Source organism: Chamaesiphon sp. VAR_48_metabat_403 (genome assembly GCF_031422475.1).
Lineage (GTDB): Bacteria > Cyanobacteriota > Cyanobacteriia > Cyanobacteriales > Chamaesiphonaceae > Chamaesiphon.
Genome location: NZ_JANPLS010000213.1, coordinates 1 through 9,792, shown reverse-complemented (window position 1 = coordinate 9,792; position 9,792 = coordinate 1). Strand labels below are relative to the sequence as shown.

Here is a 9,792-nt window from a genome sequence, read left to right as displayed (position 1 = left end):
AGTAAGTTGTTTAGGTAAGAAATACGAAAGGTCCTGCGCATTTACCTGCACGAATATGATCAAATGAAAAAGAACAGCAAAGATTAGTTTCATAACTGTGATTTCGAGGTAATTGAAATTAGGTAAAAGTATTAGGTGTTGGGTATTAGGTATTAGGTATTAGGTATTAGGTATTAGGTTTTAGGTATTAGGTATTAGGTTTTAGGTATTAGGTTTTCAGTTCGGCTGTCGCTCACTGTCCGGTTTTAGGTGTTAGGCTTTAGGTTTTAGTATTTCCAACTCCTTACTTCTTACTCCTTACTTCTTACTCCTTACTTCTTACTCCTTACTCCTTACTCCTTACTCCTTACTCCTTACTCCTTACTCCTTACTCCTTACTCCCATCTACAAAACAACCAGAGTGGGTCTAGACATCACCATCAGTCCAATATCTGTAGACGAAATCGAATCGATCTTAATTCTCGATCGCTTATGCTTTGGGGGGTTGTGGTCGATCGATAGTTATCGTCGCGAATTAACTAACGAGAACAGCCATTTCTTAGGCGTATCGGTCGATAAATCGATATGCCCAGCTACCAACGGAATTATCGGTTTTGGTTGCTTCTGGGCGATTTTAGACGAGGCTCACATCACATTACTAGGCGTTCATCCACAGTATCAACGCCAAGGTTTCGGACAGTTATTATTATGCGCCTTACTCGATAAAGCGCGATCGATCGGCATGGCACGAGCGACTCTAGAAGCCCGCGCCTCGAATCAGGGAGCGATCGATCTCTATCAAAGATACGGCTTCCAAACCGTCGGACGACGCAAAAAATACTATCAAGATACAGGCGAAGATGGTGTGATTATGTGGCGCGGCGGTTTACAACGTCCAGATTTTACCCACATCATTTCGCCTCCTCCCGCTTAATTAACCCAATTTGCTAGTTATGGATTTTTAGTGGGATAGGTATTAGGTTTTAGCGAAAAGTGCGGTCTTGGGGTTTCCCCAAGTAGAGCACCTTTTCAAGACAGCTATTAGGTTTTAGGTTCGATCCCATCGCTAATACCCAACACCTAATACCTAATACCCAAATCTTTAACATTGGTTATAACTAGCAACTTGCGTTAATTAATCATCGAGATCTTGGCGTTCTAGCCGAGCGACACGGCGACCTAAACGGCGAACTTTGCGCTCGTTACTGGTCAGATCGAAGTTCAGATCGTCTACAAAGCTTTGGTGCGCTGTAAATGTATTGCGAATGACGATTGAAACAGCACCTTCGATACTATCGATCCGCTGGCGGAGGCTGATGACATCTTCTCGAACAGCATTGACATTGTTTTGGACGGCAGTTATGTCTTGCCGGACAACAGCTAAATCTTGCTTGGTAGCCATGTTCTCCTGCATGGTACCAATATTCTCCTGCATGGTGCCAATATTTTCCTGCATGGTACCAATATTTTCCTGCATGGTGCCAATATTTTCCTGCATGGTGCCAATATTTTCCTGCATGGTGCCAATATTTTCCTGCATGGTAGCCATGTCTTGCCGGACAACAGCTAAATCTTGCTTGGTAACCATGTTCTGCTGCATGGTAGCCATGTTCTGCTGCATGGTGCCAATAGCCTGAATAACTTGTGATAGTTGACTTTCAAGACGATCGAAACGTTCTTCAGACATTATGTTATCCTGATTATTAGAAAGTATTTTGTGTTTGGAATACGGCTTTAGATAGAAGCTAAAGCCGTATTTCTATTTTAAACCAATCTTGTGTTCTGTGATGTTACCATCTTCCCCAAAATTTTCATCCGGATTTACCCCAATTCAGCGTGAATAAAGTGGGCGTAAGCTATTGACGATCGCTATATGAGTATCGGGTTGACAGTTCTGTTGGTTATCGTTGGGATTGTATTGCTATATTGCGCCCTGGAAAAATTCTCTAATAAATCTCGCGCTGACGAAATTTTTGCAGATTGGCAACGTAAAAGCGTCATCGATCCTGAAACTCGACGACGGACGATCGTAATTGCAGGGCACGATATGGAGCGGATCGAACGGTTGCTAGAAATCGCTCGGCGCAATAATCCCGATCGCACGGAACAATGGTATTGGGAGAAGATTTTATACGATATGGAACGCGATCGGGGAGTTTAAAGATTTTGGATTTTGGATTTAAAGATATCCTATCCACTATTCACTTTCATTATTTTAGATAGGTTCTATGCTGCATTCAGCGCATCGGCGGCACAGGCAAATTCTCGATCGGAAAGTGCGTGAAACTCTTGCTGAGAGAATCAAGACAGAGGGGTTGGGAGTGGTGGCAAAATCTATGCTTCATACCCCAATTCAGCAATGCCAGGAAATACACACAATCCTTACTCCTATTCCGGCTTAACCGCAATCACCCCATACGCGCTCGGCGATAGATACTGACGCGCGGCGAGTTGGATGGTGGTAGCGTCGAGAGATTGAATCTGCTGGGGGTAATCTAGAGCTGGAGTGAGATCTCCGACTACCGATCGATAATAACCGTAAAGATCCGCGCGATCGCTGGGTGTTTCGGTGCCAAAGATATAACGATTGGCAACTTGACGGCGGATGCGGGAAATTTCGGCTTCGGTGACGAGGGTGGTTTGGAGTCGGGAAATATGCTCGGTAATAATTTGCTCGACTTGGGCGATATTTTCGCTCGGCAACTGGGTACTGAGGTAAAATAGTCCCTGAATCCGGTTGCTCATATTACTGACGCTGATACTATTTACCAGTTGGCGTTCTTCGCGGAGTTCTTTAACTAGGCGAGAGGTGCGTCCCGAAGTGAGAATCGCCGCTAAAATGTCTAGGGGATAAGTTTCGGATAAATCTAGCAATCCCGGTACGCGCCAGACCATAATTAAGCGTGCTTGCTTGAGACTAGGGTCGATATGTTCTTTACGCACGATGCGAGAGAATGGGAGTTCGGGAGTGGGATGAGACTTTTTGCCGACAAATTCGGCGGCGGGGATAGTTCCAGTTTGCGAAGCAAAACCATCAGCGACAATCTCGATTAATTCTTCAACGGGGAGATTGCCAACGGCAACAGCAGTCATCGCGGTAGGTTGATAATGGGTAGCGTGAAAATAGCGCATCTGTTGAGCGGTAACGCCCTCAATCACGGCTTCGGGGCCTAAAACGGGGCGACGATATGGTAATTTACTAAATGCCACCTCGATCGCCTGCTGATAGATGCGGCGGGAAGAGCTATCATGAGATCTGCGAATTTCTTCGAGTACCACCATTTTTTCGCGCTCGAAGTCATCGTCGGGAATGCGCGGATTGGTGACGACATCGATTTGCAGTGGAGCTAAAGCAGCAAAATCTTTAGGTGCGGTGGTGATGTAGTAGTGGGTATAATCTTGACTCGTCGCGGCATTAGTTTCGGCACCGCGCTCTTCTACCAGTCGCTCGAATTCGCCCGCCGCCAGTCTGGATGTACCTTTGAACACCATGTGCTCTAGAAAGTGTGCCATGCCATTAATCGCATCGGTTTCCACAAAGGAGCCGACATTCAGATAAATATTCAAATTTACGGCTTCTACAGGCATTCGCTCTGCGATAATTGTCAACCCATTGGGTAACGTGCGAACTGTTGGGAAGGGGGTAATTGTCACTGCAAATTTGCTCCTGCTACATTAGTCATGCGATCGGTAAGATCGATCTCGCCATAAGGCGGTCGAAAATCGGCGGCTATCTTTGCCGTCAATCTGATAAAATCGGGTTATTTACATCAGTATAGAATCCATTTGAGATCTTTTGAGCGACCTAACAGATATTGGTGGGACGGGCGGGTTCGCTCGATAGATGACTGCATTATAGCGATCGTTTCTAGCATAAACCCGCCCTCCCCCACTAGGAGATCTCAAATGGGTTCTATAGTAGAGACTCGCCCGCGCTCGGAATTTAGATCGAATAAACTTTTCAACTGGAGAATTTGAGTTAAGACAGATGATTTATCGATTTTGAATATTTTTGAGCCGATCCATCACCATCAAATATTCATCATTTTTACCTTGTTTTTGATAAATCCTCGCAGCTTCCCGATAATCAGCGATTGCAGCCTGCCAATTTTCTAAATTTTCGTGGACAGTTCCTCTTAAATAATAAGCTTGAGCATAGTTAGCATTGAGCTTCAGAGCATCATTAAACTCGGTCAAAGCACCTTGCCAGTCTGATAATTGATATCTCTTCATCCCAGCATTTATTTTACCTTCGGCGGTAAGATCGGTATCAATGCGAGAGAGTGATTCCGATCTTGGCGGAAGATTGACACCCAAGTTACCAGCAATCGCCACAAAATATTTAATTGGGATGCCAAAATTTAATTGCTTCCTTCTGATACTATTATCATTATTTTGTTCCGTAGTTTCTTTGGTGTGAATTGCGACTAATTCTCCGCGCGTATCCAAAACAGGGCCGCCTTCCATTCCTGTCAAAATATCATTATTGTAGGCGATCGAATAGTCGTTTTTGAGGCTGTTACTATTATTCTTGACTAGATTACCTCTGCGAAATACAAAAGTTGATTCGGTAATAGCTGCTGTAGTCATCGGAAATCCACCAACATAGAGATCTATGCCCTGACTGAGATTATTATCATCACCAATTATTGCAATAGGATAACTTACTGGCGAACGAAATTGAAATACACTTAGATCGAGATTATTTACCGATCTTCGGATCGAGCTACTAATAATTTTGTAAGTTTTATTGTCTGATGTTACGACTCGATCTACTTGGTTAGTTGTAATTACGCTAGCAGCAGTAAGTACTGTATAAATATTTCCATTTTTTTGAACGATTGCGCCAGAGCCATTGCCCCTCTGCCCTGACACTTTAACTGTTATGCCTTTAACAATATCACCAATTTCTGATGAAGTTCGATCGACGATAAAATTTCCATAGCTAATTGTATCTGGACGATCTTGATAAAGTTTAATTAGATCGATCGTAGATCGATATTCTCGATCCTTATTTTGGGATTTATAAATTCGTGCTGCTCGATCTAAATCCGCAATTCCACTTGCCTTCTCTCCGACTACAGCACACTTTAGCATACCTCTGATGATATAATTTTCAGCACTATTAGGATTGAGAACTATCGCCCGATCGTAGTCAGCCAGAGCACCTCTATAATCTCCTGAAGAATACTTGTACATCCCGGTGCCCATATAGTCATTAGCTGTTAATGCATTGTTCGATCGAGTGGTAGTAGGATATAATTTAAAATTGATTGATACTCCCAATTTACTAGCAATTGAGACAAATATATTGATGGGAATAGCAAGGTTAAATCCTGTCTTTTGTTCATTTTCACTGAGGTCGTTATTTTTTTCATCTTTATCTCCTCGTCCATGAATGGCTACTAGTTGTCCATCTGTATTCAAAACAGGGCCACCGCTCATTCCTGGAAAGGTATCGTTACTATAAACGAGAGCATAGCCATTTTTGAAATTTTTGAAGCTATTACTAGATACTTCACCTGGATAAAATGCCAAATCCGAATTTTTTGAATTTACAGGAAATCCACCAACATAAATAGTCATCCCCTCTCTGAGTAGATAGCAATCACCGATACCTAGTTCGGATGCTGTTGAATAAAAAGAATTTCCTAATGCCTGAAATTTAAATACAGCTAAGTCGATATTTCGTTCGGATCGTCGGATCGAACCACGAATAATCTGATAGGTTCGACGATCGGGTGTTGTAATTCGATAACCATCGTTTTGTTTTAATACATGCGCGGAAGTTAGTACTGTATAAGTATTACCCGATCGATCGAGAATCACCCCCGAACCTTTGTTGTTCTTCCCCAGTATTTCAACTGTAATTACCCTAGCAATCTCGCGAATTTCTTTCGCAGTTTTAGCAACAGCTATATTCTGGAAGAGCGGAATTAAAATACCGATAGAAATTAACCCGACAACTAATGATTTTTTGACTGGCATAAGTATCAGTATGCAGTTGCAATGAATGAGATCGACCCCATTATAAATCCACTGCGTGTAAATCCCCTCCCAGGAGCGAAAAGCGCGTTCTTGGGGAAACCTCTGTCTTGTCTTGCCGCAATTCTAAATTCAAAACCAGTTGGAGGTGATTTTGGTGGTTTGCCCTCATCCCCAAACTCTGTCTCCCGAAGGTTTAGAGAGACAAGACAGCGGGTTGGGGAGAGGGCTAGCCAATGTCGCACCACTCAAGAATTTCCGAATAATGTTTTGTAACTCGAAGGCAATTGCCAGAATTACTTGTAGTTTAAATTTGGGGATATTTGATCGATCGATAGAGCTGAATTTTAATTAATTGATCGCGTGGTGGGAATACTAATGATGGATGGTAGTTAAACAGAGATAAATATTACTTATCATACTACTGAAATCGAGACGGCATTGAGAGGGAGATCTAACGATATAAATGCAAAATATTTCACAAACACTCGCCCGCTACGAACATCTGTGGCGCAAACAAAATGTCATTGGTTGGGCATTTGGTTGGGCAGCATTATCGCTATTATTTTATATGTTCTTGAGCGGTTCGGCACAGAACACCGAACGACCGTTCTGGTATCGAATTTTTACCGCTTATATCCTTCAAAATGTGCCGACAATCTGTGCGGGGCTACTGTGTATTCGGAATGGCACCAGCAGTAGAATGCCCAGCGGTAGCAAGGTGTGGCTGTTGATGGGCATCGCTTTGCTAGCTTATTTTGTGGGCAATATCTTTTTTAGCTCGTGGGAATTAGTCTGGGGTCTCAATTCAACTGGTTCGCTCGGCGATCCGTTTTTCGTAATTTTTTATATTTGTCTGTTGTTAGCAATGTTTATCGCGATCGCCAGTAAACGCGTAAAATTAAAAATATATCAATGGGCGATCGTCGCCGGAATTGGCATTTATGCGGCTACCATCGCCATGTGGATTCTCAAACCGCCAGCAACTGATAATTCAGTCGCAACAACCGCAATAACCACTACCAGCAGCCAGATTCAGAGTTCGACGACAAATACACCTGCGGTTACTCCCGCACCCGATCTCACCCCGCCAGAGAGCGAACCGACAACAACCGCACCGGGATGGGTAATGTTTTTCGATGGGATTCTCAAGCCGTACGGACAGAAGTTAAATATCTTCTACGTCTGGTGCGATGTCGTCTTATTTGCCTTCGCAATTGTGATGATTTTAGCATTTTGGGGCGGACGACTCAGCAATGCTTGGCAGGTAAACGCGCAAGCAATGATTTGTTATTACATCGCAGATATGTGGTTTGCCTATGCCGGAAATCAGATTGAAGACTATCAGGGCGGATTTATGCTGGAAGTCTTCTGGATTTTTGGAGCTATCCAGTTTGGCGTAGCCGCCAGCACCGAATTCGAGTATATGCTAGCACGGCAAAAAGACGCTGCAAAATCGGAGTTTCACACTCTCGACTATTAGTAGCGGGGAGCGGGGAGCGGGGAGACGGGGAGACGGGGGGACTGGAAGCATGGATTTTAAATCCTCCTTACTCCTTACTCCCCGCTCCCATCTCCCCGATACTCAATCCCCTCCCACTCGCCCCCAACCACGATCGCACCTGCAAAATCGGCAGCAATTTCTAGTTTCTGAATCTGCCAAATACCAGCTATGGGGCTGGAAATAATCGCCGCAGGGGTGGTGGGATCGATCGAGACTTCGATTCGATCTAACGGGGTGCTAAGACCAGTGCCACAAGCTTTTAGATAGGCTTCTTTTTGCGTCCAGGCGTGAAAGAATGCGGCTTGTTGACTATCGATTGGAAGGCTATGAAAAATTGCTTGCTCGGCGGGTGAAAAAAACCTGTCTACCAAATCTGCTGCGGGTAGTGGGTGAATATATTCTATATCGATGCCGATCGGGAATTTAGCACTAATGCCATAGACGGCGCGATCGCAAGAATGGGATAAATTAAACTCAATTGAATGACCTTCAACAGCAGGTTTTCCCTGTGCGCCCAATGTAAACACGATTTGGGATGGAGTAAGATTGAGGTACTGACTCAGAATCTGCCGTAAATATCCCCGCGCGACAATCCAGCGATCTCCATGCGTGGGATTGATAAACTTGGCGGCGCGTTGGCTCTCTTGCTCTGTTAAAAATTGACTAAATGCGTGAATGCGATCGCGATCTAAATTAAGATCGACACTCCAGACATGAACATCTCGCGCTAATAACATCAACATGCTTGGATCTGCGGTGCAAAGAATGGTAGATAATTAGTGAAGCCGATTCTACTCCCGTTCAAATTTACCAGGTTATCTGGCATCGATCGAAACGATCTCAACGACTCTTATCGAGCATCGCCAAGCACAGTCGGAGTAGAATAGATCTTCGCCGCATCACTTCACAGGTGAAATCTCGGCTTCAAGTAATTAGTAATTGTCATCGAACTAGATTTAGCATATGCGAACCCATTATTGCGGTACGATCCGCACCGAACAAATTGGCGAAACTATTACCCTGTGCGGATGGGTAGATCGTCGCCGCAATCTTGGGGGGGTGATTTTTCTCCATTTGCGCGATCGATCTGGCTCGGTTCAGGTAGTCAGCGATCCCATTCGCACCCCCGCATCTTATCATTTAGCAGAAACGCTCCGCAGTGAATATGTGGTCAAAATTACCGGACGCGTTTATGCTCGTCCCGCAGAATCGCTCAATACGCGCATTCCCACAGGCGAAATTGAAGTCTATGCCGAGCAAATCGAGGTTCTAAACCGCGTCCACAACCAATTACCCTTCCAAGTATCTCAAACCGAAAACGAGTTCGTCCGTGAGGATTTACGCCTCAAGTATCGCTATCTCGATCTGCGACGCGAACGGATGAGTGCTAATCTTCAACTCCGCCATCGGGTAATTAAAACCATCCGCCGCTGTTTGGAAGATCGGTTTAACTTTATGGAAATCGAAACGCCAATTCTGACGCGCTCGACTCCCGAAGGTGCCAGAGATTTTATCTTACCCAGTCGGGTAAATTTAGGTGAATGGTTTGCCCTGCCCCAATCGCCGCAGTTATTCAAACAATTACTAATGGTATCGGGATTCGATCGCTATTATCAAGTCGCGCGCTGTTTTCGCGATGAAGATTTACGTGCAGATAGACAACCCGAATTCACCCAGTTAGACATGGAAATGAGTTTCATGTCTCAGGAAGAAATCATTAGTCTCAATGAAGAATTGATCTACCAAATCTTCAAAGAAATTAAAGGTGTAGAATTATCCCGTCCTTTCCCTCGGATGACTTATGCCCAAGCGATGGATGAGTACGGCTGCGATAAACCCGATACCCGGTTTGACTTAAAATTAGTCAACGTTTCCGAACTCTTTAAAGACTCCCAATTTAAGGTATTTTCAGGCGCGATCGCATCTGGTGGCGTAGTTAAAATTCTACCGATTCCTGGTGGTAACGAAACTATCTCCAACGTGCGGATCAAACCAGGTGGCAACTTGTTTAAAGAAGCCGCCGAAGCCGGAGCCAAAGGTGTTGCTTATATCCGCGTTTTGGATAATAACGAAATCGAAACGATCGGGGCAATTAAAGACTCCCTATCTGAAGAGAGCAAACAACAACTATTAACCCTCACGGCTGCCAAACCTGGCGACTTATTACTATTCGGTGCTGGCGATGCCGCAATGGTCAATAAAACACTCGATCGACTGCGATTAGTCATCGGTCGCGAACTTGGTTTAATCGACGATAATAAAGTCAATTTATTATGGGTAACAGATTTCCCCATGTTCGAGTACAACGCCGATGAAAAACGACT

Annotated in this window: 8 protein-coding genes; 4 read left to right on the top strand and 4 right to left on the bottom strand. The window is 44.3% G+C overall.

The window, feature by feature from the left end; all coding sequences use genetic code 11:
- Nucleotides 1-400: 400 nt before the first annotated feature.
- Nucleotides 401-913 carry a ribosomal protein S18-alanine N-acetyltransferase gene (gene rimI, locus RMO79_RS10045; RefSeq protein ID WP_310483007.1) on the top strand — a complete coding sequence of 171 codons (513 nt, stop codon included), beginning with the start codon at nt 401-403 and terminating at the stop codon, nt 911-913.
- Between the two features lie 201 nt (nt 914-1,114).
- On the opposite strand, the gene RMO79_RS10040 is transcribed toward rimI, so the two are convergent.
- Nucleotides 1,115-1,666, bottom strand: coding sequence for a hypothetical protein (locus tag RMO79_RS10040; protein WP_310483006.1), 552 nt, complete (start codon nt 1,664-1,666; stop codon nt 1,115-1,117).
- A 186-nt stretch (nt 1,667-1,852) separates the two neighbouring features.
- On the opposite strand from RMO79_RS10040, the gene RMO79_RS10035 reads away from it, so the two are divergent.
- A complete protein-coding gene (locus RMO79_RS10035) occupies nt 1,853-2,140 on the top strand; it encodes a hypothetical protein (RefSeq protein ID WP_310483004.1) in 288 nt (95 codons plus the stop codon).
- 227 nt (nt 2,141-2,367) lie between these two features.
- Here the strand turns inward: RMO79_RS10035 and RMO79_RS10030 are convergent, their stop codons facing one another.
- Nucleotides 2,368-3,633 carry a pitrilysin family protein gene (locus RMO79_RS10030; protein ID WP_310483003.1) on the bottom strand — a complete coding sequence of 422 codons (1,266 nt, stop codon included), beginning with the start codon at nt 3,631-3,633 and terminating at the stop codon, nt 2,368-2,370.
- A 339-nt stretch (nt 3,634-3,972) separates the two neighbouring features.
- Nucleotides 3,973-5,967, bottom strand: coding sequence for a trypsin-like peptidase domain-containing protein (locus RMO79_RS10025; RefSeq protein WP_310483002.1), 1,995 nt, complete (start codon nt 5,965-5,967; stop codon nt 3,973-3,975).
- A gap of 463 nt (nt 5,968-6,430) precedes the next feature.
- On the opposite strand from RMO79_RS10025, the gene RMO79_RS10020 reads away from it, so the two are divergent.
- Nucleotides 6,431-7,447, top strand: coding sequence for a hypothetical protein (locus RMO79_RS10020; protein WP_310483001.1), 1,017 nt, complete (start codon nt 6,431-6,433; stop codon nt 7,445-7,447).
- 74 nt (nt 7,448-7,521) lie between these two features.
- Here RMO79_RS10020 and RMO79_RS10015 read toward each other — a convergent pair whose 3' ends face one another.
- Nucleotides 7,522-8,211: a 4'-phosphopantetheinyl transferase superfamily protein gene (locus RMO79_RS10015; protein ID WP_310483000.1), complete on the bottom strand. Its 690-nt coding sequence runs from the start codon at nt 8,209-8,211 to the stop codon at nt 7,522-7,524.
- Between the two features lie 220 nt (nt 8,212-8,431).
- Here RMO79_RS10015 and aspS point away from each other — a divergent pair.
- Nucleotides 8,432-9,792 (top strand): aspartate--tRNA ligase (aspS, locus tag RMO79_RS10010; protein ID WP_310482999.1); only part of this gene is annotated, 1,361 nt, incomplete at its 3' end.